This is a genomic window from Thioclava arctica (genome assembly GCF_040892615.1).
Lineage (GTDB): Bacteria > Pseudomonadota > Alphaproteobacteria > Rhodobacterales > Rhodobacteraceae > Thioclava > Thioclava arctica.
The window spans coordinates 146,725-168,185 of record NZ_JBFRYC010000005.1 but is presented as its reverse complement, the minus strand read 5'-3'; the positions used below and the strand labels follow the sequence as shown (position 1 = coordinate 168,185).

Annotated in this window: 23 protein-coding genes; 10 read left to right on the top strand and 13 right to left on the bottom strand. The window is 62.1% G+C overall.

The features are described 5' to 3' along the window. From AB4874_RS10585 to nagA, 3 genes are read left to right on the top strand one after another with little or no spacing between them, the layout of a single operon-like run. Window positions 1–738, top strand: a complete 738-nt coding sequence (locus AB4874_RS10585; RefSeq protein ID WP_368392044.1) for a GntR family transcriptional regulator — start codon at window positions 1–3, stop codon at window positions 736–738. Continuing rightward, entirely contained in the window at window positions 735–1,766 is a 1,032-nt protein-coding gene (locus tag AB4874_RS10580) for an SIS domain-containing protein (protein WP_368391959.1), read from the top strand. Before AB4874_RS10585 ends, AB4874_RS10580 begins: the two co-directional genes overlap by 4 nt. Next, window positions 1,766–2,911 carry an N-acetylglucosamine-6-phosphate deacetylase gene (gene nagA / locus AB4874_RS10575; protein ID WP_368391958.1) on the top strand — a complete coding sequence of 382 codons (1,146 nt, stop codon included), beginning with the start codon at window positions 1,766–1,768 and terminating at the stop codon, window positions 2,909–2,911. The genes AB4874_RS10580 and nagA overlap by 1 nt, the downstream gene beginning before the upstream one ends. Window positions 2,912–3,068: 157 nt before the next feature. On the opposite strand, the gene AB4874_RS10570 is transcribed toward nagA, so the two are convergent. The 4 genes from AB4874_RS10570 to AB4874_RS10555 all read right to left on the bottom strand — a co-directional run bounded on the left by AB4874_RS10570 (window position 3,069) and on the right by AB4874_RS10555 (window position 5,730). Continuing rightward, on the bottom strand, window positions 3,069–3,620 hold the full coding sequence (locus AB4874_RS10570; RefSeq protein ID WP_368391957.1) for a biotin transporter BioY: 552 nt from the start codon (window positions 3,618–3,620) through the stop codon (window positions 3,069–3,071). Window positions 3,621–3,622: 2 nt separating this feature from the next. Then, window positions 3,623–4,237 carry an energy-coupling factor transporter transmembrane component T family protein gene (locus AB4874_RS10565; RefSeq protein ID WP_295533005.1) on the bottom strand — a complete coding sequence of 205 codons (615 nt, stop codon included), beginning with the start codon at window positions 4,235–4,237 and terminating at the stop codon, window positions 3,623–3,625. Then, window positions 4,212–4,976, bottom strand: a complete 765-nt coding sequence (locus AB4874_RS10560; RefSeq protein WP_368391956.1) for an energy-coupling factor ABC transporter ATP-binding protein — start codon at window positions 4,974–4,976, stop codon at window positions 4,212–4,214. Before AB4874_RS10560 ends, AB4874_RS10565 begins: the two co-directional genes overlap by 26 nt. Window positions 4,977–5,157: 181 nt before the next feature. After that, on the bottom strand, window positions 5,158–5,730 hold the full coding sequence (locus tag AB4874_RS10555; protein WP_438273466.1) for a cupin domain-containing protein: 573 nt from the start codon (window positions 5,728–5,730) through the stop codon (window positions 5,158–5,160). A 142-nt stretch (window positions 5,731–5,872) separates the two neighbouring features. Here AB4874_RS10555 and AB4874_RS10550 point away from each other — a divergent pair, with 142 nt between their 5' ends. Together AB4874_RS10550 and AB4874_RS10545 are read left to right on the top strand one after the other, a co-directional pair. Continuing rightward, window positions 5,873–7,150, top strand: a complete 1,278-nt coding sequence (locus AB4874_RS10550; protein WP_295533002.1) for a 4-aminobutyrate--2-oxoglutarate transaminase — start codon at window positions 5,873–5,875, stop codon at window positions 7,148–7,150. A 1-nt stretch (window position 7,151) separates the two neighbouring features. Continuing rightward, complete coding sequence (locus AB4874_RS10545; RefSeq protein ID WP_368391955.1) at window positions 7,152–8,630, top strand: NAD-dependent succinate-semialdehyde dehydrogenase; 1,479 nt, start codon at window positions 7,152–7,154, stop codon at window positions 8,628–8,630. 45 nt (window positions 8,631–8,675) lie between these two features. Here the strand turns inward: AB4874_RS10545 and AB4874_RS10540 are convergent, their stop codons facing one another. Next, window positions 8,676–10,013 carry an ATP-binding protein gene (locus AB4874_RS10540; protein ID WP_368391954.1) on the bottom strand — a complete coding sequence of 446 codons (1,338 nt, stop codon included), beginning with the start codon at window positions 10,011–10,013 and terminating at the stop codon, window positions 8,676–8,678. Continuing rightward, complete coding sequence (locus tag AB4874_RS10535) at window positions 10,010–10,669, bottom strand: response regulator transcription factor (protein ID WP_295532999.1); 660 nt, start codon at window positions 10,667–10,669, stop codon at window positions 10,010–10,012. The genes AB4874_RS10540 and AB4874_RS10535 overlap by 4 nt, the downstream gene beginning before the upstream one ends. 137 nt (window positions 10,670–10,806) lie before the next feature. Between AB4874_RS10535 and AB4874_RS10530 the strand changes: the two genes are divergently transcribed. The 5 genes from AB4874_RS10530 (at window position 10,807) to AB4874_RS10510 (ending at window position 15,391) form a co-directional block, all read left to right on the top strand. Then, window positions 10,807–11,100: a PepSY domain-containing protein gene (locus AB4874_RS10530; protein WP_295532998.1), complete on the top strand. Its 294-nt coding sequence runs from the start codon at window positions 10,807–10,809 to the stop codon at window positions 11,098–11,100. A gap of 168 nt (window positions 11,101–11,268) precedes the next feature. Further along, a complete protein-coding gene (locus AB4874_RS10525) occupies window positions 11,269–11,706 on the top strand; it encodes a hypothetical protein (RefSeq protein ID WP_368391953.1) in 438 nt (145 codons plus the stop codon). A gap of 21 nt (window positions 11,707–11,727) precedes the next feature. Continuing rightward, a complete protein-coding gene (locus AB4874_RS10520; protein ID WP_368391952.1) occupies window positions 11,728–12,198 on the top strand; it encodes a DUF2271 domain-containing protein in 471 nt (156 codons plus the stop codon). Window positions 12,199–12,213: 15 nt separating this feature from the next. Further along, window positions 12,214–14,421, top strand: a complete 2,208-nt coding sequence (locus AB4874_RS10515; protein WP_368391951.1) for a PepSY domain-containing protein — start codon at window positions 12,214–12,216, stop codon at window positions 14,419–14,421. Continuing rightward, a complete protein-coding gene (locus tag AB4874_RS10510; protein WP_368391950.1) occupies window positions 14,402–15,391 on the top strand; it encodes an FAD:protein FMN transferase in 990 nt (329 codons plus the stop codon). Before AB4874_RS10515 ends, AB4874_RS10510 begins: the two co-directional genes overlap by 20 nt. Window positions 15,392–15,602: 211 nt before the next feature. Here AB4874_RS10510 and AB4874_RS10505 read toward each other — a convergent pair whose 3' ends face one another. The 7 genes from AB4874_RS10505 to AB4874_RS10475 all read right to left on the bottom strand — a co-directional run bounded on the left by AB4874_RS10505 (window position 15,603) and on the right by AB4874_RS10475 (window position 21,457). Then, window positions 15,603–16,310: an ABC transporter ATP-binding protein gene (locus AB4874_RS10505; RefSeq protein WP_368391949.1), complete on the bottom strand. Its 708-nt coding sequence runs from the start codon at window positions 16,308–16,310 to the stop codon at window positions 15,603–15,605. 4 nt (window positions 16,311–16,314) lie between these two features. Next, window positions 16,315–17,451: an ABC transporter permease gene (locus AB4874_RS10500; RefSeq protein ID WP_368391948.1), complete on the bottom strand. Its 1,137-nt coding sequence runs from the start codon at window positions 17,449–17,451 to the stop codon at window positions 16,315–16,317. Continuing rightward, window positions 17,448–18,602 (bottom strand): efflux RND transporter periplasmic adaptor subunit, encoded by a 1,155-nt coding sequence (locus AB4874_RS10495; protein ID WP_368391947.1) that lies wholly within the window; start codon window positions 18,600–18,602, stop codon window positions 17,448–17,450. Before AB4874_RS10495 ends, AB4874_RS10500 begins: the two co-directional genes overlap by 4 nt. Continuing rightward, the gene (locus tag AB4874_RS10490) at window positions 18,599–19,213 is read right to left on the bottom strand and encodes a TetR/AcrR family transcriptional regulator (RefSeq protein ID WP_368391946.1); all 615 of its coding nucleotides are present in this window, start codon (window positions 19,211–19,213) and stop codon (window positions 18,599–18,601) included. The genes AB4874_RS10495 and AB4874_RS10490 overlap by 4 nt, the downstream gene beginning before the upstream one ends. Before the next feature lie 240 nt (window positions 19,214–19,453). Then, the gene (locus AB4874_RS10485; RefSeq protein ID WP_368391945.1) at window positions 19,454–19,996 is read right to left on the bottom strand and encodes a DUF2478 domain-containing protein; all 543 of its coding nucleotides are present in this window, start codon (window positions 19,994–19,996) and stop codon (window positions 19,454–19,456) included. Between the two features lie 39 nt (window positions 19,997–20,035). After that, window positions 20,036–20,656, bottom strand: coding sequence for a carbonic anhydrase (locus tag AB4874_RS10480; protein WP_368391944.1), 621 nt, complete (start codon window positions 20,654–20,656; stop codon window positions 20,036–20,038). Between the two features lie 3 nt (window positions 20,657–20,659). Beyond that, a complete protein-coding gene (locus AB4874_RS10475; protein ID WP_368391943.1) occupies window positions 20,660–21,457 on the bottom strand; it encodes a peptidylprolyl isomerase in 798 nt (265 codons plus the stop codon). Window positions 21,458–21,461 lie beyond the last annotated feature (4 nt).

Below are 21,461 nucleotides of genomic sequence, written 5' to 3'. Positions count from 1 at the left end.
ATGCCCGGCGCTGGCCCGCTTTATCTGCAATTGCGCGCACGCATCACCGAGGCGATCGAGAGCGGTGCGTTGCGCCCGGGCGAGAGCCTGCCAGCCGAGCGTGATATCGCCGCGATGTCGGGCCTGTCGCGAGTGACGGTGCGCAAAGCGGTCGAGCAACTGGTCGCGGCGGGCAAATTGGTGCAGCGGCATGGCTCGGGGACCTTCGTGGCGCCGCGGGTCGAGAAGGTGGAGATGGCGCTCTCGCAGCTTAACTCCTTTACCGAGGACATGGCGCGGCGAGGCCGCGAGACCCGTGCGATCTGGCTGGAGCGCGCCTTGGTGCGACCGTCGACGGATGAAGTGATGGTGCTGGGCCTCAAGGCGCATGAAAGGGTCGCGCGGCTGGCGCGGGTGCGTCTGTCGGACGGGGTGCCGCTGGCGATTGAGCGGGCCGCGCTGCCCGAGACGATCCTGCCCGATCCAGGCGCGGTCGGGGACTCGCTTTATGAATATCTTGGCTCGCGCGGAATGCGCCCGGTGCGCGCGGTGCAGCGCATCTCGGCGACCAATATCGACGCCGAGACCGCCGCACTTCTTGAATCGCCCGAAGGGGCTGCGGGCCTGCAGATCGAGCGGGTCTCATATCTGCCATCCGGGCGGGTAGCGGAGATCACGCGCTCGATTTATCGTGGTGATGCTTATGATTTTACAGCGGAATTGCTGCTGTCAACGGCACCGGAAAGGAATGGCACATGACGGAAAAGACGTTGATGCGGCGCGAGATCGAAGAGATCCCGCAGGCCACACGCAGGCTTCTGGAGCAAGGCTTAGCGGAGCGCGCGATTGCCGGAGAGGCGCTGCGTGCGCTTGATCCCCATTGCATCGTGACGGTGGCGCGAGGCTCGTCGGATCATGCCGCGACCTATCTGAAATATGCCATCGAACTGGCGGCGGGCGTGCCGGTGGCCTCGGTCGGGCCCTCGGTCGCCTCGATCTACGGAGCGCAGCTGCGACTGGGTGGCATGGGCTGCATCGGGATTTCGCAATCGGGTCGCAGCCCCGACATTGTCGAATTGTTGCGCGCGGCGAAAACGGGCGGCGCACTGACCTGCGCCATCACCAATGACGGCGCGTCGCCGATGGCCGAGGCTGCCGATCATTCGCTGGCGTTGCGCGCGGGACCGGAACGCTCGGTCGCGGCGACGAAAAGCTTCGTGACCTCGATCGTCGCGGGGCTATCGCTGCTGGCAGAATGGCGTCAGGACGCAGCACTGGGCACAGCGCTGGCCGGGCTGCCAGACGTGTTCGAGCGCGCGATTTCCTGCGACTGGACACCTCTTTCGGATCGGTTGGTGCGCAGCCAGTCGCTTTACGTGCTCGGGCGCGGCCCCGGTTTTGCCATCGCCAACGAAATGGCGCTGAAATTCAAGGAAACCTCGGGGCTCCACGCCGAGAGCTTCTCGGCAGCCGAGGTGCTGCACGGGCCCGCAGCCATCGTGCAGGCAGGGTTTCCAGTGTTGGCGCTGGCGGTGGAAGATGCGGCCCTCGACCGGCTCGAGGCAACGGCCGAGCGGCTGGTCGCGCAAGGGGCGGATGTGTTCCTGACCGCGCCCGGCAAGACCGCGGGGGCGGTCATCCTGCCTTCGGTGAGCGGTTTGCATCCGCTGGTCGCGCCACTGGTGCCGGTGGTGAGTTTCTATGCCTTTGTCGAGGCCCTGTCGCGGCGGCGCGGTTTCCATCCCGACACGCCGCCGCATCTGCGCAAGGTCACGGAGACCGTGTGATGACGCAGCTTACGGTCTATTCTGGTGCGCGGATTGTTGACGGTACCACGCTGTTTTGCGATCATGTGCTGGTGATCGAAAAGGATCGCATCGCAGCGATCATGCCCGCCGCCGCCGCGCCAGCGGGTCAGCATGTGGCTCTGGCTGGCGGCATCCTCGCGCCGGGGCTGCTGGACCTGCAGGTCAATGGCGGTGGCGGGGTGATGCTGGGCGCAGGCGATGCCACGACCGAGATCCGCACCATTTGCAACGCGCATCTGAGGCTGGGCACGGCAGGGTTACTTCCGACGCTGATCACCTCCACGCGCGAGACGGTGGGCGCGGTGTTGCAGGCCGGGATCGCGGCTGCGCGGGCGCAGGTTCCGGGGTTCTTGGGGCTGCATCTTGAGGGGCCGCATCTTGACCCGAACCGCAAGGGGGCACATGCGCCCGAGCTAATCCGCCCGATGGAACAGGTCGATCTGGACATGATCTGCGCCGCAGCGCGGCAGATGCCCGCCCTGATGGTGACGCTGGCCCCGGAAACGGTACGCCCCGATCAAATCGCAGCGCTGACACGCGCCGGGGTAATCGTGAGCCTTGGCCACTCCAATTGCAGCTACGACACAGCCATGGCGGCATTTGGCGCGGGGGCGCGTTGCGTGACCCATCTCTACAATGCCATGAGCCAGCTTGGCCATCGCGCGCCGGGGCTGGTGGGCGCGGCCCTCGACAGCGGCGTGGCGGCCGGGATCATCGCGGATCTCGTCCATGTCTCGGCTCCCGCGCTGGGAGTCGCGCTGCGGGCCAAAAGGGCGCCAGAGCGGCTGTTTCTGGTGACAGATGCGATGGCGGTGGCGGGGACAGATCTGTCTGGTTTCACCCTCAATGATCGCTGGATCGAGCGCCGTGACGGGCGGCTGACGCTGGCCGACGGGACGTTGGCCGGTGCCGATGTGACCCTGCCACAGGCCATTGCAAACATGCATCACCGGATCGGGCTTGATCTGGTTACGGCGCTTGGCATGGCGACACGGGCCCCCGCAGATTGCATCGGGCTAAGTGCATCCTGCGGCACTTTGCGCCCGGGGGCCGCAGCGCATTTCGTGCATCTGGATGACGGGCTGAAACTGCGGCAAAGCTGGCATGGCGGCGGCCCGTTGTGACGGGCTGAGGGTGTGCATCTGCCGCCGAGTCTGTGATTGCACTGCCCCTGACAACGGCATCCTTTGAAGCTGGAGTTGTCAGCTAAGCATTCCGGGTGGTGAGAGGTGCGCTCGGCCCACCGATCGCACCTCAACTGACACCAAATCTCCCGCCGCTTTATCGCGCCTGACGCGACAAAAGACTGCTTGGGCGGGCGCGCGCCAGTGATGCGGTCAACAGTCCGGCCACGATGGCTTTGGCGATGTCCCCCGGAATAAACGCCAACACCAAAAGCGTCGCTTCCGAAATGGTTTTGCCAAGCACGAGGGACATACCAACGATCCCAAAGGCATAAAGCACCGCAATTCCCCCGATGATCGAGGCCACGCTCGCCACAAGCACCAAGGGCGCGCCGCGCCACTTCTCAACGATCAAGCCGGTGACAAAGGCCGCCGCGACCCAGCCAAACAAAAAGCCCGAGGTCGGCCCCACAAAGACCCCAAGCCCACCACGTCCGCCAGACAAAAGCGGCAAGCCAAGCGCGACAAGCAGCAAGAAGACAAGCACCGCCATCGCCCCGCGCCGTGCGCCCAAAACCGTGCCGCATAGCATCACACCCAGACTTTGCGCCGTGATCGGCACGCCAAATCCAAGCGTGATATTGGGCACCAACCCCAGAACTGCGATCAGCGCCGCAAATAACGCCACATTGGCGACAGTCTTTTCCATTCTCATCTCTCCTGCAAGTCGATCAACCCACCGCGGGCGCGAAGGGCCTCTGCTACGTGATCCGCATCCTCAAGTGCGCACAGCGCAAGCGGTAAAACAATGCGCCAGCGCGGCTTTCGCGTCGAGCGCGCGCGCCAGCTTTGCGATAGCAACTGTCCCTTTTGCGCCAAAACGGGGATCATGCGGATCACAAGGGCGATGCAAATTTCAAGCGCGCGCAGGTTCAAGCCAAATCGCGCGAAGGGGGCCGTGAGCCTGTGCACCACCGCCATCATGTCACTCAGACGCGTGGTCATCGTCACCAGATTGGCAAGCGCCACAGCGCTCATCATGCGCAAAACGATGACTAGCCCCGCAGTCGTCGCGCCGCTCCAGATGTGCCACGCCAGAACAACCACGACGAAGGGCCAAAGAATGAAAAGCCGCCGCAGGCCCACGCTGAAAAACAGCCAGCCCGGAAGCAGATACAAGATCACCGTGGCCAGAAAAACCGCGCCATGAAACCACAGGTTTGACGTGCTCGCCAAGATCACCGTGGCCAGAAACAACAGCCCCAGCTTGAGCGCCGCAGGCATATCATGAGCGCGCGTTCTAACGGGAGAGGTCAGAGATATCATCACCTTCTCCCAGCTTGGTCATTGCCTCAAGATAGTCGTTCAGAACATCCGGCGCGGCACCGGCACGCGCAATCTGCCCCTTTTCCAACCACAGGACCGTCTCGCAGTCTGCCAGATCCTTGGGGTCATGCGAGATGTGAATTACCGTGCCGCCAAACAGTTGCAGATAGCGGCTTAGCTGCGCTTTCGTGGGCATATCGAGCCCCGCGAAAGGTTCGTCCAGCACCACCACCTTGGGGGACATCGCAACGATGGACATCAGACAGACAAGGTGTTTCTGCCCATGTGAGAGCGTTGAAATCGGCATCTGCGCCCATTGCGATTTCTGGAACCGCGCGAGGATTTCATGGGCGTCGCGTTCGGCCTGCTTTGCTTTGCGCCCGAGTTGCGCAAGGCCAAAGGCGACCTCCTCAAGAACGGTGGGAAAAATGATCTGGTGATCGGGATTTTGAAACAAGATCCCGACTTCTCGTAGCGCCGCGCGGCGATCCCCGAAAACATCGACCCCGTTCAGACGCACCAGCCCGTCCTGCGGCGCAATCAACCCGGCAAGCAGGCGTGCAAAGGTGGATTTCCCTGATCCGTTACGCCCGACAATTCCAAGGCGACGAAACGAGACATCGAGGCTGAGTTGGTTCAGCACGGGGCGCTCTTCGATGCGCACCGAGACATCGGCAAGGGTCAGCTGCGCCTCGGGTGCCTCTTGCATCTGCTTGGCCGTCATGCGGTTCAACGTCATTCTCCCGCCCCAATCCGGGTTTTTCGGTTGCGACACGCTCCCAACGTCATCTGCAACGCATTTCTACGCACCATCTGCCTGCACGCACTGATTTACGCAAGGCTCATCCCGTTTTGACGCCCGATACGCAAGACCGCTCTGCAGACAAGTCCTTGACGCAGAGCCGCACCCGCGACGCCGCTCAAAAGGTTGGCGGCGTGCAGGCGCTGACGATGATACTTTTTTCCGGGCCGACCTGACGAAAGCGATGCGGCGCACGGCTGTCGAAATAATAGGCATCCCCCGGGCCAAGGATTTTGCGTTGTGCACCCACCGTGATCTCGACACGTCCCGCCAGAACAATGCCCCCCTCTTCGCCCTCATGGCCATACATGACCCGGCCCGTATCCGCCCCAAGGTCATAGGTTTCATACAAGATCATCAACGCCCGCCCGAACAGGCTTGACCCGACCTGCTTGAGCGACAACTTGCCCTTGCCAATCTCGCTGAGATCGCCTGCGGCATAAAAGCTGACCTTCTCGCGGTCGGGCTGAAACGCGAAGAATTCCGACAGGCTGATCGGGATGCCGATCAAAACACGGCGCAGCGCCCCGACAGACGGATTCATCTTGCCCGACTCGATCAAGGAGATCGTCGAATTCGGCACCCCGGTCTTCTTGGCCAGCTCGCGTTGCGACAATCCGGCACGCTCGCGCATGAAGCGCAAACGCTGTCCGATCTCGATGTCTTCCTGCGCGGCGTTTGGATTGTTCATTATTCACCATCATAATAATTCCATCCCAATTATTACAGCAAGTTAGCGCACAAAAGAAACAGACTATTTTAGTTCCCTCGACGCTTTATCGTGCAAAGATCGACTCACCGGGCGCTCATGCCTTTCCCAGAGGAACCACCAGATGAAAAACGCAGAGATTTCCAAACGCCGCGATGCCGCCATTTCGGTGGGTGTTGGAATGCAGACTCAAATCTATGTCGAACGCGCCTCTGGGTCAGAAGTCTGGGACGTCGAAGGTCGGCGCTATATCGACTTTGCGGCCGGGATTGCCGTGGTCAACACAGGCCATTGCCACCCCAAGGTGATGGCAGCGGTGCGCACTCAGACCGAGGCGTTCACCCATACCTGCCACCAGGTCCTGCCCTATGAAAACTACATCCGGCTTGCCGAGCGGCTGAATGAAAAAGTGCCGGGCGACTTCGCGAAAAAGACCGTCTTCGTGACCACCGGTGCCGAGGCCGTCGAGAATGCCATCAAGATCGCGCGCGCCGCCACCCGCCGCCCCGCCATCATCGCCTTTGGCGGTGCGTTCCATGGCCGCACGTTCATGGGCATGAGCCTGACCGGCAAGGTTGCCCCCTATAAGAAAAACTTCGGTGCGATGATGCCCGATGTGTATCACGTCCCGTTCCCGATTGAACTGCACGGAACCAGCACCGAAGACACGCTTTCGGGCATTCAAAAGCTGTTCAAGGCTGATCTGGACCCCGATCGCGTGGCTGCAATCATTGTGGAACCCGTTCAGGGCGAAGGCGGCTTCTACCCCGCGCCGGCCGAACTGATGCGCGCCCTGCGTGCGCTATGTGACGAGTATGGCATCCTGATGATTGCCGATGAAATCCAGACCGGCTTTGCGCGCACTGGCAACCTGTTCGCGATGGAGGGCTATGACGTGGTGCCCGACCTCACGACCATGGCCAAGGGTCTTGCGGGCGGTCTGCCGCTGGCGGCGGTCACCGGGCGCGCCGAGATTATGGATGCCGCGCAACCGGGCGGTCTGGGGGGCACCTATGGTGGCAACCCGCTGGGCATCGCTGCGGCCAATGCCGTGCTTGATGTGATCGAGGAAGAAGACCTGTGCAACCGCGCCAACGCGCTGGGGTCTCGCCTGAAACAGCGGCTGAATGAGATCCGTTCGCGGGTGCCCGAAATCGTCGATGTGCGCGGTCCCGGCTTCATGATCGCAGCCGAGTTCAACACCGCAGATGGCTCTGCCCCCAACCCCGAGATGGCCAACGCCATTCGCGCCGAAGCGCTGGAGCGCGGGCTCGTGCTGTTGACCTGCGGTGTGTATGGCAACGTGATCCGTTTCCTTGCACCGCTCACCATCCCTGATGAGGTGTTCGCCGAGGCCATGGATATTCTGGAAGCGTCGATCGACGCCGTGAAAGGTGCCTGACATGACGCTTGATCTCACGCCGCGTGCGTTGTCGCTGAAAGACCCCTCGCTGCTGGAAACGCGGGCCTATGTGAACGGCACGTGGCACGCAGGCGATACCCGCTTTGGCGTTCACGATCCTGCCACCGGCGCGCTGGTGGCGGAGGTTACCGACCTGTCGGTGACCGAGACTGCGGGCGCGATTGACGCCGCCTATGCCGCCGGCCCTGCTTGGGCGGCGCAGACCGGCAAAGAGCGTGGCGCGATCCTGCGGCGCTGGCACGATCTGATAATCGAGAACGCCGATGATCTGGCAACGATCCTGACGGCCGAGATGGGCAAGCCCTGGCCCGAGGCGCGCGGCGAGATCCTGTATGGCGCGTCCTTCATCGAATGGTTCGCCGAAGAGGCCAAACGCGTTTATGGCGATGTCATTCCCGGCCACCAGCGCGATAAACGCATCATGGTGCTCAAGCAGCCCGTGGGGGTTGTCGGCTCGATCACGCCGTGGAACTTCCCCAATGCGATGATCGCGCGCAAAGTTGGCCCGGCGCTGGCGGCAGGCTGCACTTTTGTGGCCCGGCCCTCTGAATTGACCCCGCTTTCCGCGCTGGCAATGGCGGTGCTGGCACATCGCGCGGGCATTCCCGCCGGTGTGTTCAACGTGATCCCATCAACCGACGCCTCGGGCGTGGGCCTTGAGCTTTGCGCCAATCCCAAAGTGCGCAAGATCACCTTTACCGGCTCCACCCGCGTTGGCAAAATCCTGATGGAGCAATGCGCCAGCACAATCAAAAAAATGTCGTTGGAACTGGGCGGCAACGCGCCTTTCATCGTCTTTGATGACGCGGATCTGGACGCGGCGGTCGAAGGCGCAATGATCGCCAAGTTCCGCAATAATGGGCAAACCTGCGTTTGCGCGAACCGCATCTATGTGCAGGCCGGGGTCTATGACGCCTTCGCCGAAAAGCTCAAAATCAAGGTGCGCGATCTGTCCGTGGGCAACGGCTTTGACGAAGGCGTAACCACCGGCCCCCTGATCAACGAGGCCGCAGTCGCGAAAGTCGAAGCGCATATTTCGGATGCTTTGGCAAAAGGCGCCGAGGTGACAACCGGGGGCACGCGCTCTAACTTGGGGGGCACATTCTTTGCGCCGACCGTTATGCGCAACGTGACCCGAGACATGTCCGTCTGTCACGAGGAAACCTTTGGCCCGCTGGCCGCCCTTGTGCCCTTCACGACCGAAAGCGAAGTGATCGCACTGGCCAATGACAGCGAATTCGGGCTTGCTTCGTATTTCTACAGCCGGGATCTGGCGCGTGTGTGGCGCGTGGCCGAAGCCTTGGAAAGCGGGATGGTCGGGGTGAATACCGGCCTGATCTCAACCGAGGTCGCCCCGTTTGGCGGCATCAAGCAATCCGGTCTTGGCCGGGAAGGCTCAAAATACGGGATCGAGGATTTCCTCGAAATCAAGAACGTCTGCATCGGCGGGATCAGCTAAGCGCGCCAAAATAAGACGGCTCGCAAGCGCCTGTACCCCGCGTATCTAGTGGTGCAGGCGCAGCGGCAGATCGGCGCGCGCAACAAAGCCGCGCTCGCGCCCCGGCGCGGGCGATTTTACATCAAATGTGCCGCCCGCGCGCTCCATGATCGCGTGCACAATGGCAAGGCCCAAACCGCTGCCAACTCCCGATCCGGGGGCGCGCTCAAACCGATTGCCAAGCTGGGCCAGCACCTCGGCGGGCAGCGGGTCACAATCATTCTCAACCGATAGCTGACCAGCCTGTGTCAGGCGCACCACCACCGGCGCGCCCGGCGTGCCGTGGCGCAGCGCGTTCTCGATCAGGTTGCGACACAAGATGCCGAAGATGTCGGGATCAAGATCAGAGCGCACCTCAGTCTCGGGCAGCTCAAGCTGAACCGGCGGCGCCCCAGCAAGACGCGCAGTATCATCGGCCATCAAGCGCAGGATCGGGCGCAGATCGCGCATATCCTCATTGCGCAGCTTGCCGCCCTCGGCGCGCGCCAGTTGCATCAACCCCTCGGACAGCCGGGTGAGCCGCTTTAACCCGGCCTCAATCTCGCCAGCACGCGCGGCGCTTGCGGGGTCTGTCGTCTCTGAACGCAGCCGCTGCGTCTGCGCGATGGCCCCGGCCAGCGGCGTGCGCAACTCATGCGCGGCATTGGCCGCAAAATGGCGTTCGGCCTGAAACGCCGCATCCAGCCGGGCCAGCAGCGCGTTCAGCGTCTCGCCCAAAGGCTGCACCTCGGCGGGCAGATCGCGGGTCTCCACCGCAGAAAGATCCGCCGCTCCACGCGCCGCCAAGCGTAACCGGAACCGGCGCAGCGGGGTAAAGCCCAGCCCCAACACCAGCGCAATCGCCCCAAGCGACAACGGAATGATCAGCCCCAGCGGTGCCAATAGACCCATCTGCACCTCATGCGCGGCGTTATCGCGATGCGTGCGCGGTTCGGCGACCGAGATCGTGATGCTGCCGCGCAGCGCTGAATCGGAATAGATTCGCAGCTTGGGCGTGTCGTAAAATCCGGGCCCCGAATAGGGTGGAAACAACGCGGGCTGCGCCATATGCGACTGCAGCAAAACAGTGCCCGACGCATCGCGCACGACATAGGTGAAATGCTCTTCATGGGGGCGAACTATCGGCACGGTCTGCGCCCCCGTCACACCCTCACGGCCAAGGATTTGCCCAACCGCAAGCGGCAAAATCCGTTGCGCAGTCTCTTGCAATGCAGAATCGAACACCTCGTTCATCTCGCCGCGCATCAGCTGCGCTGTCACCAACGCACTCGCGACCCAAAGCAGGGTCACAACCACCCCCACCGCAAGACCCAGCCTGATCTGGAGCGAGTGCGGCCACCTCATCGTCGGCCCAACCGATAGCCAAGCCCGCGTTCGGTCACGATCACACCTGCCCCCAGTTTCTTGCGCAGGCGGCTGACATGTACCTCGACGGTGTTGCTCTCGATCTCGGCGTCAAAGGAATAGAACCGCTCTTCAAGCTGTTTTTTGGACAATAACTGGTCAGGGCGGCTCAGAAAGGCCTCAAACAGCACCCATTCGCGCGCCGTCAGCGCGACCGGATTGCCATCGCGGTAGATCGTGCGCGCCGCCAGATCAATCTCAAGCGGGCCATGCGTGATCGTCGGGTTGGGATTGCCCGCATAGCGGCGCGCAACAGAACCGATACGGGCCGAAAGTTCCTCCAAATCAAAGGGTTTGACCAGATAATCATCCGCGCCCGCATTCAGCCCGTCGATCCGGTCAGACACCTGATCAAGCGCGGTCATGATGATCACCGGGGTGACATCGCCACGCGCACGCAGCTTGCGCAGAAAGCCAATCCCGAGCCCGTCGGGCAGCATCAGATCAAGCAGCACAAGGTCAAAGACCGCCACCGCCATCGCATCGCCCGCCTCATCGAGCCGCTTCATCCAATCGACCGAATGTCCATCGGCTGCGATCTGGTCGCGCACGGCAGAGCCAAGCACGCTATCATCTTCGATTAGCAAAATGCGCATTCAACTCTCCAAGCGGCCGTTACAGGTTATCGTGTGCCAAGCTGACCGCAAGCTGAACCCGACGCGCCCCCCCGCTTCAGGTTGGCGTCAGCTTCATGCGCCACATCAGCGTCAACCGACCTGAATCGGAGCCCTTCATGCCGCGTCTTTTTCGTCTTCGTCGTCTTGCCCTGCCCTTGGTTCTTGCCACGGGCATGGGCACGGCTGCGCTGGCCTCTGAGCATGATTGCCGCGTCCCGATGGCAGATTGGCAACCGATAGCAGCGGTCAATGCGCTGATGCAAAAGCGCGGCCTGACAGTACGCCGTATCAAGATCGACGATGGCTGCTACGAGGTCAAAGCACGTGACGCAAAAGGCAACCGGGTTGAGCTGCGCCTCGATCCCGGCACGTTGCGCGTCTTGGAGCCAGAGCGCCAGGACGACGACTGATCCCGGGCCCGTTCCCCGGGGCAGGGCGCGTCGATTCACCCCCAAGTTAGCGATCGACGCGCCCACCTGACACGAACCTGAAGCGCTGCGGCGCAACGCTTCAGGCTCCTATCAGACTCAGCCCTCATGGTCGGCCCAAGGAAACGCCACAGACAAAGGAAATCGTCCATGAAATCCGCATTTGCCCTTCTCGCCCTGACCGCCGCTGTTGGCACAAGCGTCTTTGGCGCATTGTCCGCAGCCCCGATCCCTGCACCTGATGTCACTGTCACGCGCACGGCGACGCTGATGCAATCGACATCCAGCACAGCTGCGTTGGTAGGGTCTGCACTGGTCGGCTCTGCGCAGGTCGTAACCAGCCCTGCCGCGATTGCCAGCGCACAAACCGACGCGCCCGCCGCCCATATCGTGCTCGCTGATAACGATAGCGACGAGCACTGGTTCAAGAGCCGTAAGAAACATCACGACGATGAAAACGACGACGAAGATGACGATGACGGCGGCATGGGCAGCAAAGCCATGAACCCCGCGCCCGCTGGCACCGCGCCACCGCCCGCGAACGGTTTGTTCAACAACGCCACCCCGCCGCAAGTTCAAGCGAACTGATCGCGCAGCCAGGAGACACCGATGAAAACTCTGTTGACCACTTTGGCGCTGACAACCGCGCTCACCGTGCCCGGTCTCGCCTCTGCGCGCCCTGTCACCTTTAGCACCCAGATGACCGACTATTATGGCAATAACGCCTATTTCGCGATGTATGTGACGAACGCGAATGGGGCCTATGTCGGTAGTCTGTGGATGGCGGGAGGCAATGCGCGCTACTACCGCCACCTCAGCGGCTGGTATCAGGCAACGGGCGGGGATGCCGCGCAAGTTTCGGGCATTACCGGGGCCTCGGTCGGCTCCGGGCGTTCGGTCAAGGTGACGCTTGATCTACAAGATGCGCTGTTTGATGCGGGCTATGTTCTGCATGTCGATGCGGCGGTCGAGAACATGCCCGAAAGCCCCAAGGAAATCGTGGTGCCGTTGAGCAAGGCCAATCTTGGCAAAGCCATTGGCGGGCGCCGCTACATCAAGAGCCTGACCATTACCGAGTGACCCAGAGGATATCGCATGTTGCGTCTAACCCACCGCTGGCCCGGTCTGATCGCGGCCCTGCTTGTGATTGTCGTGTCGCTCAGCGGGGCCGCGCTTTCGGTCTTTCCCGCGCTTGATCATCTGAGCGCCCCTCAGGCTTCAGCGAATTTGACGGTCGCGGCGCTGACCCAACAGGTCGCGGCCAATCATCCGGGGCTTGAGCAGATCCGGCGCACGCCATCGGGCCAGATCGAGGCCTATTGGTTCAAGGCAGGTGCACCGGGTGCGGCCGTAATCGACCCGGCAACGGGCAAGGATGCCGGGTCAGCCGATCCGTCGCGGGTGGAGCTGTGGCTGACCGATCTGCATCGCTCGCTGTTTCTGGGCAATGCCGGGCGGTGGATAACGGCGGCGGGCGCGGTGGCAATGCTGGTGCTGACGCTGTCGGGCGCGGCGCTGGTGGCGCGCCGGATGGGCGGCTGGCGGCGTTGGTTCGGGCCCACCCGTGGCCCGTGGCCCGGACGCATCCATGTGGAACTGGCGCGCTTTGCGGTCGGGGGCTTGGTGCTGTCCTCGCTGACGGCGCTCTGGCTGACCGCGCTGACGTTTTCGATGATCCCCGATGACAGCGCGCTGCCCAGTTTTGCCAGCGCCACGCCGGGGGTTACCGCGCTGCCGGTTGCGCAAATACCGATCCTAGCAAGCACAAAGGTTTCCGCGCTGGAAAAACTCTCGCTGCCCTCGCCCAGTGATCCCACCGATGTCTATACTCTCAAGACGGATGGTGGCACCGCATTGGTCGATCCGGGCACGGGCAAGGTGCTGTCTTCGGCCACGCCCGGCATCTGGACGCGCATTTCCAACATTATCATGTTGTTGCACACCGGGCGCGGCGCATCTGTGCTGGGGCTGATCCTTGGCCTGATGGCGCTGAACGTGCCGACGCTTGCGCTGACAGGGGTCGTGCAATGGCTGGCACAGCGCGGCAAGGCCAGCCGGATCAAGGGCAACACAGCCGCAGGCAGCGCCGAGACGGTCGTGCTTGTCGCCTCGGAAGGAGGCACAAGCTGGGGGTTTGCGCGCACCCTGCGCGACGCGCTCAAGGCGCAGCGTCAGGGCGTCCACGTCGCCCCGCTGAGCCAGTTTGACCCGAAACGCTATAGCCACGCCAAACGCTTCATCATCTTGGCCGCAACCTATGGCGAGGGCGCCCCCCCAAGTGCGGCACGCGGCGTGATCGAGCGGATCCGCGCATTGCCTGCAGCCCCGCACGCGCCGCTCACCATCCTGGGCTTTGGCGATCGCTCTTTTCCGCAGTTTTGCGGCTTTGCGCAGGATTTGGCGCGCGCGGCGCAAGATATCGGCTGGCCCGAGTTTCTCCCCTTGGCCACGGTGGACCGCCAATCGCCGCAAGATTTCGCGCGTTGGGGGCATGATCTTGGCGCGGCCCTTGGTCTGCCGCTTGAGCTGTCGCATCTTCCCGAAGTACCGCGCACCGAGGCGCTGCGCCTGATCCAGCGGCGCGATTACGGCAAGGCCGTGGGCGCCCCCACCGCCATTCTGCGCTTTGCCCTGCCCCCGCGCAGCCTGTGGCAACGCCTGACCTCTCAGGGGTTTGCCCGGTTCGAGGCGGGCGATCTGTTGGGCATTGTGCCGCAAGGCTCGACCGTGCCACGGTTTTATTCGCTGGCGTCATCGCGCGCGGATGGGTTCATCGAGATTTGCGTGCGCCAGCATGAGGGCGGGCTGTGCTCGGGGCAGTTGACGACGATGACCTCGGGCGAGAGTGTCGCCGCCTTCTTGCGCCGCAACCCCGATTTCCGCCCCGCCCCCGGACGCGCCCCCGTGATCTTGATCGGCGCGGGCACCGGGATTGGCCCCTTGGCCGGATTCGTGCGCGCCAATCACAAGCGCCGCCCGATGCATCTGTTCTTTGGCGCACGCACGCCAACCAGCGATCTGCTTTATGATGAGGAACTGCTCAACTGGCAGAGCGCGGGGCAGCTTGCGACCCTGACAACCGCCTATTCCCGCCAAGAGCCGCACCACTATGTGCAAGACAGCCTAAAAATCAACGCCGGGCGCATACTGCAACTGCTGACGGGCGGCGCGCAGATTATGGTGTGCGGTGGGCGCGAAATGGCGGCGGGCGTGCGCGAAACCCTAGCCGAAATGCTGTCCGCGAGCGGGCAAAGCCCCGCCACTCTCAAAGCCGAGGGACGATATGCCGAAGACGTCTACTAAAGACCGATTTGCGCTGAACGGTGCCACGATGGGCACGCGCTGGTCGGTCGTGCTGCCTGCAGCCCCCGAGGATCGCGATGGGCTGCAAGACGCGCTGCAGCAGGCGGTTGCGCAGGTCGATGCGCAAATGTCGACATGGCGCGCTGAGAGCGATCTGATGCGCCTGAACGCGGCCCCCCTTGGGTCATGGGTGGACCTGCCCGCGCAACTGTTGGCGGTTCTGGACACGGCGCTACAGATCGGGCGGCTCAGCGATGGCGCATTCGAGATCGCGATGGGCGATGCAATTGCCGCGTGGGGCTTTGGCCCCGCCCCGGCAGACGCGCAGGCAATCCGCGCCGCATTGGCGCGCAAACGCCAGCCAAGTTTCACCACGCTGGAGTTGGATTGCGCCAATCTGCGCGCACGCAAACATGGCGAGATGACGCTGGATCTGTCGGGCATCGCCAAGGGCTATGGTGTGGACCGGTTGACCGAGGTGCTGGGCGCGCAGGGCATTCCCAACGCGCTGGCCGCGATCGACGGCGAATTGCGCGCGCTTGGGAATGGCCCCAAGGGGCGCGGCTGGAGCGTGGCGCTGGAACGTCCCGACCCGGACATCCGCGCCATGCATTCCGTCTTTGAACTGTGCGACACGGCGATTGCGACCTCGGGCGACTACCGCCACTGGGTGCAGGTCGGTGCGCAGCGGTTGGGCCACACGATGGACCCCGCGCGCGGCGCGCCGCTGATCGACGGCCCCGCCTCGGTTACCGTTCTGGCACCAAGCTGCGTCGAGGCCGATGCACTGGCCAGCGCGTTCATGGTCCTGGGCGAGGCCGCAGGGCGCGACCTGGCTGATCGATTGGGTGTTGAGGCCGTGTTCTTGTCAGAAAAAGACCGCTCCAAGACGGACCATTCCGACACGCGGGAAGGAAACCAACGAAAATCCAGCGGCCGGCGGCCGGCGGCCGGGAATAGGGTAAGATGACGTCGAAAAGGGATAACTCCCTCGTCGCCTTGGGATTTCGTGTGGCAGGACGATGCCGTGCAAATTCAAAGCAGCGTGGTTCGACCACCCAACAACGACAGTCATGAACGCCCACTATCCGTTGCGACAGCCACGTCCTGAGGATGCTGAAAGGACCGCAAGACGCCTACCTCGACTTTGAGGGGGGAGGTGTCTGAGATTGATACTATCTTCACATCGCCTCCCCCCGGTCAAGCTGCCCATCACGCAGATGGAAGACCTTGTCAAAACGGTCGTAGATCTTCTCGTCATGGGTCACGGCGATGATGCAGGCATAATGCTCGGCGGCAAGTTTGCGCAGCAAATCCATCACGATTCCCGCGCGCTTGCTGTCAAGTGCGGCCGTGGGCTCATCGGCCAGAATGATGCGCGGGCTATTGGCCAAGGCACGCGCGATCGCCACGCGTTGCGCCTCGCCGCCTGACAGAAGGGCTGGCATGGCATCCTTGCGATGTCCCACCTCCAGATAGTCGAGCAATTCAAGGGCGCGCCTTTGGGCCTCGGCTGAGGATTTGCCCGCCAGCTTCAACACCAGAGCCACGTTGTCTTGCGCGTGCAGGAAGGGCAGCAAATTGTGGAACTGAAAGATAAACCCGATCTTGTCGAGCCGAAGCTTGCGCAAATCTCCGCGCAGCCAACGGTCATCATACACCAGCTCGTCATCCAGAATGACCTTGCCCGCACTCGGGTCGATGATGCAGCCGATGATATTCAACAGCGTCGTCTTGCCCGATCCCGAAGGCCCCAGCAGCGCCACCACCTCGCCCGCATGCACCGACAGATCAACACTTTTCAAAGCGTCAACACGTGCATCACCTTCGCCATAGTGCTTGGAGACATTCGCAACATTAACGATCACGCGGCGCGTATCCACGGTCATCCCCCTACCCTCCGATCGCCGTTGCCGGATCAACCTTAAGCGCGGCACGCACGCCAAGGCCACTTGCCGCGATGCATACCACCAGAATGATTCCGGCAAGGGCCGCAGCGTTGATCGGTTCCAGCACGACGCGGCGTGGAAAGTAGTCTTTGACAAGCAATATGAGGACCAAGCCAAAGCTCCAGCCGACCGCGCCAAGCGCCACAGATTGCTGCACGATCAAGCCCACGATGGTGCGATCAGGCGCTCCTATCAGCTTCAACGTCGCGATTTGTTTGAGCTTTTCCATCGTCATGGTGTAAATAATCAGCGCAATCACCACGGCTGAAACCGTCAGAAGAATACCCAGAAACAAGCCGATCTGACGCTTTGCGCGGTCCACCACAGAGAGCAGCAAAATGGATTCCTGATCGCCTTGGGTCAGCGCCGAGAGATGTTTCCACTGACGCACTGTTTGCGCCACGGCTTGGGGGTCTGCGTCGGGTTCCAACTTGGCAATGACCGCCGCGACATTGTCTTGCGTTTTGAAAACGCCCTGATCGCGCGCGACCTGCACGCGTTGCGCAGCAGGGGCCAGTTGCGTTTGCAGCACCTGCGCATCACGCAACGTGATGAACACTGCCGGATCGCCCCCTGAATTCATCGTGTCTTTGACCAGCCCGACCACAGTAAACGGGTTCCGCCCCAGCCGGATCACATCGCCCACCTTCAGGCCGGATTTGTCATCGGCGACGATCTCGAAATGAGACTTCTCAATCGATCGCCCCTCAGAAATGACCTCGGGGCCGCCGGGATAACCTGGCTCATACCCAATGACATAAAGCCGCAACGTGTCCCCCCGGAAGGGTGCCTCGACGGTCTGATAGGTCAGACTGCCCGCCGCCGCCACGCCATGCAGTCGCGCAATGGCATTGCGTGTTTCACTGGGAATACTGGACGCCTCGGCAAACGGCCCCTGCGTGCCAGCCTCAACGACCCAAAGATCCGCTTTGGGTGCCTTCACGATATTGAGCGCATCTGCAACCAGACCGTTGTAGATGCCGATCATTGCCAGCACGACCGCCATCAAAAGGCTCAGCCCCAAACAGGTCAGAACGAAACGGAAAAGGTTGTGACGCACGTCACGATACGCAAGGTTCATGACGCATCCCCTTCAGCGACGCGCACCAAGCGGCCCTCTGACAAGCCTTTGAGCGGTCTTATGATGGCGCGTGCGCCCTCGGGGAGTTCGCTGAGCAACTCGACGCGCGCATCCTCGGTGCGGTGTCCGAAGCTGGCGCTCACCTGATGCGCGCGGCCATCTTGCGCAATCCAGAGACGCCCGGTGTCGCCGTCAAACCCGGTTATCGCGATCTCAGGGATCAGCAATGCCTCGGCCAGTTTGGCAACCGTGATCTGCACTTCTGCCTGCTCTCCGAGAAAGACTTGCGTGGGACATTGCTCACATGAGATCCAGACCCGGCGTTCTTCGTTCACACGGTCGCTTTCGATACCGATCCGCGCGATTTTTCCGTGAAACACCTGATGGGGCAGCGAACGCAACCGCACGTCAGCGCTTTGTCCGATGGCCAGCGCCCCGGCGCGGGCCTCATCCACATAGGCGAGCGTCCAAACGGTTGCAGGATCCATCAAGGTAAAGATCGGCTCACCGGCATTGACCACGGTTCCCGCCTCGGCATGACGTTCGACGACGACCCCATCGAAGGGGGCCCGTAGCTCGTGTTGATCAAGCAACACCCGTTCGTATTGCAGGGCAGCTTTGGCGTCATTAAGCAACGAGCGCGCGACTTCGATGTCGCTTTGCGCGACCGTCAAATCGGCTGCCGCCACCGCCACATCGCTTTGTGACTCCTCGGCGGCTTGGGTCGAAACTGTGCTGCGTCCAACTAGGGCCTGCTGACGCGCATTCGTCGCCTCGCGCTGAGTGAGGATCGCGCGTGCGCGGATCTCATTCGCCTCCGCCTTGCCAAGCGTGGCGGCAGCCGCCGCGACTGCGGCCTCTGCGCGCGCAACTCTCGCTTGTTGTTCCTCGGAGCTCAGACGGGCCAGAACTTGTCCGGCTGCGACGCTATCCCCATTATCGGCGTAAAGCTGGGTCAATGCTGCGCCCACCTCAAAGCCCAAATCCGAAACGATCCGCGCCTCAATCGTGCCCAAGCCGTAGACCCGCACGGGCACGTCTTTTTCGACATTGGCGGCAGTGACGCTGATCGGGCGTTCGGTCAAGATGAACCATCCGGCGAAAACGAGGACTGCGGCAATCGCGAGCCCTAAAATCCTGCGACGCGTCATTGGGACACCTCAGCTTGTGTGTTTCGCAAAAGGCCCAACTGCGCATCCAGCAAGCGCCGCCCCTCTGGTACCAAGGCGAAATCGCGTTTTCCCAACGTCCAGCGGATCGTCAGGCCCTGCACCAAAGAAATCAGCAAAAGCGCCCCATCCTTGGGCGACAAAGCAGGATTGAAGACACCCGCCGCCTGCCCCGCAAGCAGTTCAGTTTGCAGCAACCCAATCAGTTGGGTCATCAACCCCTGAACTGAAGTGCGCAAACTGTCGTTCTCAACCTGCAGTTCGCGCGAAAACAGAATCGATGGAATGGCGGGCATCGCCTCGATCTGGCGCAACTGCACGAGGATCAAAGCTTTGATGCGCGATATCGGATCGTCGGACGACACCAACGCCTCGGCCCACGCCGTGGTCAGGTGATCTGAAATCATCTCGGCCACTGCCAGCCACAGGTCTTGCTTGGTCGCGAAATGGCGAAAGATCGCGGGCTGCGTAACACCGACAGCATCGGCGACGGATTGCGTGGTCAGACGGTCGGGGCCTAATTCATCTGCAAGGCGCAGCATGGCGGTCACGATCTCAGATTTGCGTTCATTTGCGGACTTGCGCACGAGCATGGGGTACCGCCCTCCACTAGTTAGTTATTACTCACTTACTAAGTGGCGAAATCCAATCTGAATGTCAAGGGGAGCTTTGATGTAGAGATTGCGTTGAGGGGGTGAAGGCCTGCGACTGACAAACAGGGCGTGGTTATATTGCACGCGTTAAGAGGCCCGCGAACAATTGCACCGAAACGGCTAACGGACGATGCGTGAGAGTGATCCGCGATCAGGTCAGATTTGATCCAGTTTCAGCCGTTAAATCGTCATCTGCTCTGTGCGCCCCTCCGAAATCGCTATCGCCTGGAAGCCGTCGAGCCAATGACACAGCGCGCCCATCTCAGGGGCTAATGCTTGCGCATAACCATCTGCAAACTGCGCGAATGCGGCCTCGTTCAGCCCATTCAATCCGGTCAAGATCGGAATGCCCAACGCCACCGCTTCGGCCATAACCGCGCGAAACCCACGTCCCTCGGCCTCCATCTTCCCAAATTTATTAATGATGAGAACATCCGCCCCCTCAAGCCTGTCAGAGACCGCATGCACAGCCGTTTCCAGTGCGGCCGGATTAAGCCGGCAGCCACGCGACCCAGCCCCAAGCGCCTGCGAGATCCGCAACACTGGCCCATCAGGCAGCACCTGAATATCCATGTCGCAGGCATGCGATTTCGCGCGTTCGGTATTGATCTGAACCGTGCCACAGACCCGCAACCCTGAAGCGATCAAATGCTGCGCAAACCGGCTGAGCAGCAAATCCGCGTCACCTCTGCCGGGGCAACTGACCGTTGCAATCGGAAACATCACAGGCGTCCTTTCCATTTTTCGCATCGCGGCATCCGCTCAGCCCTCTGGCGCATCCGAGAAGACGCTCGCGCGGGTGATCGTGCAGTCAAGATCGCTCAGCACCCCGTCCTTGAGCCCGTAAATCAGCCCGTGCACCTTGACCCCGTGACCCGCCGCCCAAGCGCGTTGCAGGATCGGGGTTTCGGCGATACGGCGCACACCCTCGACCACGTTCAGCTCGGCCAAGCGATCGCGGCGCGCCTCGATATCGGGCAGCTGCCCAAGATCAATCGCGTAAGCCCGCGCCAAGCGTCGGATCGGTTCCAGCCAGTGATCGGTCAACCCGCCCAGCATGTCCTCAGTGGCCGCGCGCACGCCTCCGCACCCGTAATGGCCACACACAATGACCTCACGGATATGCAGCGATTCAACCGCAAACTCCAGCGCGCTGAGCAGGTTCATGTCGCTGGAGTGAACGATATTGGCGACATTGCGCTGCACGAACACCTCGCCCGGATCAAGCCCCGCCACGACATTTGCAGGCACCCGACTATCCGAACAACCGATCCAGAAAAATTCCGGGTTTTGCCGAGAAGCAAGGCGATCAAAATAGCCCGGCTCCTCGGCTTTTCGCTGTTGCGACCAAACGCGGTTGCGCGAGAACAGGTCACTCAGCATGCCTCACCCCGTGCGCAATTCTGCACCCGAAATTTCGGCTGCGGCGGCCAATTCAGCAATGAAATCGCGCGCGCCAACAGTCCAGGCGGCCTTTTCCATCGCCTCGGCAATGCGCGGACGCACCGCGTCATAGGGCAACGGCACGCCCTCGGCTGCGGCATCAAGACGGATGATATGCCAGCCAAAGCGACTAAGAACCGGCTCGGCGGTGATTTCGCCCACGTTCAGGCGGCGCAGCACTGCCTCGAATTCGGGCACGGTATCGCCCGGCCCAAGCTGCCCCAAAAACCCGCCTTCGCCGCGCGAAGAACAATCACTGTTTTCCTTCGCCACATGCGCAAAGCTTTTGGGTTTGGCGATGACCTTTGCCGCCAGATCGCGCGCACGCTTTTCAGCAATGTCACGGATGTCCTCGTGGCGCGGATCGCAGGCCACCAGAATATGGGCCGCCTCCCACAGCGGGGGCGCACGAAAGCGCGTTGGGTCGCGCTCCCATTCAAGGCGGATCGTGTCTTCGTCGGGGGCGGGCACGTCAATTGCCGCCTCCAGAAGACCGCGGATCAGCGCCTCGTCCTCGGTTTCGGTCTGACCGGGGCCGACCTCTTGGGGATCGGGATCGATCCCGCGCCGCGCCGCCTCTTGAAGTAGCAGCGCGCGCACTGCCAGCGCATTGGCCGCCTTGCGCCACGCGATGCCGGGCTTATCGCGCGGCCCCTCGTGGTTCTGGGTTTCGGCGGCAATCGCGGTCGAGGGAATGATCTGACCATTCACCACGACATCGGGAAACAGTGGCTTGTTCATGGCT